2 protein-coding genes are annotated in these 1,062 nt (G+C 57.7%); both read right to left on the reverse strand.

All coding sequences use genetic code 11. From position 1 onward, the window contains the following. The coding region (locus LCM4573_RS27460; protein ID WP_198539760.1) for a porin at positions 1–144 on the reverse strand (144 nt) is incomplete at its 3' end. 207 nt (positions 145–351) lie between these two features. Next, a partial coding sequence (locus LCM4573_RS18445) for a porin (protein ID WP_131818994.1) occupies positions 352–1,062 on the reverse strand: 711 nt, incomplete at its 5' end.

Consider the following 1,062-nt stretch of genomic DNA (forward strand, 5'->3'; position numbering starts at 1 on the left):
GAAGTAACCTGCGCCGAACGCGTCGCAGACGCGAACGTATTCCATCGGCTCGGGCTCAGCAGCGACGATAGCGTCAGCCGCCTGGGCGCCAGATACCGCTGCGAGAGCAGCAGCGGAGCCGAGGAGAAGGCTCTTGATGTTCATTTTTTTGACCTCCAGTCAAGTTTCAAATGAGTATGCTCAAGTCATCCGCAGCGGCGAAGTTCATGAACATATTGCGAGCCGCCGAAGGCAGCCGACAATTCCTTGGTCTATCCCCCTGATAGGACGGTCAGTTTAGGTGACCTGCATTCTTATGTGAGAATAGAAAACTCCCCCGGACAAGCCGGGGGAGAGATTGCTAAGCGTGAATTAGAAGTCGCGCTGCAGGCGGACGAAACCGAACCAGGTATCCGGCTCGTCCTGGTACTGAACGGAGACCTTCGTGGACAGGCCGTCGACGATCGCGTAGTCGAGCGTTACGCCAGCGCGCCAATCTTCGTCGCCATCAGCGAATTCATCCCACCAGTACTGGAAGCCGGGGGTGATGGTGAACTTGTCGGTAGCCTTGAAGGCGTACGACGCAGCAACCGTCCACTCCGACAGAGCGTAGTAGGTGTTGATGCCGGAAGAGTAGATACCAGCAACCTGCAGGGTGCCCGGGCCGATCGGAGCGGATACGAGAGCGCGAACAGCGCCTTCTTCCCATCCGAAGTYGTACGAACCGAGGATATCGATGGAAGCGCCACCGAGGTTGAAGGTTACGATACCTTCGATACCGAGGTTCTGGCCGGCGTCGAGGAGACGGTCACCGGTAACCGGGTCGAAGATGTCATCAGCGCTGGACAGCTCGTCGAGCTGGATACCGGCGGTGAAAGCATCGCCCGTGTAGATGTAGGCGATCGAGGTCAGACGGTTGCCGCCGATCGAGTCGGTTTCGCCGTTGATGCCCTTATCCCACCAGTTGAGGTAGGAACCAGCCTTGAAGCCGCCGAGCTGCAGGTAAACTTCGTCGAAGTAGAAGTTGTCTTCCGCAGTCGAACCGGAGTTGTCACGCGAAGATTCGCCATGGATGGCGATGAA

Origin of the sequence: Rhizobium sp. LCM 4573, from assembly GCF_001854865.1 — a bacterium.
GTDB lineage: Bacteria > Pseudomonadota > Alphaproteobacteria > Rhizobiales > Rhizobiaceae > Neorhizobium.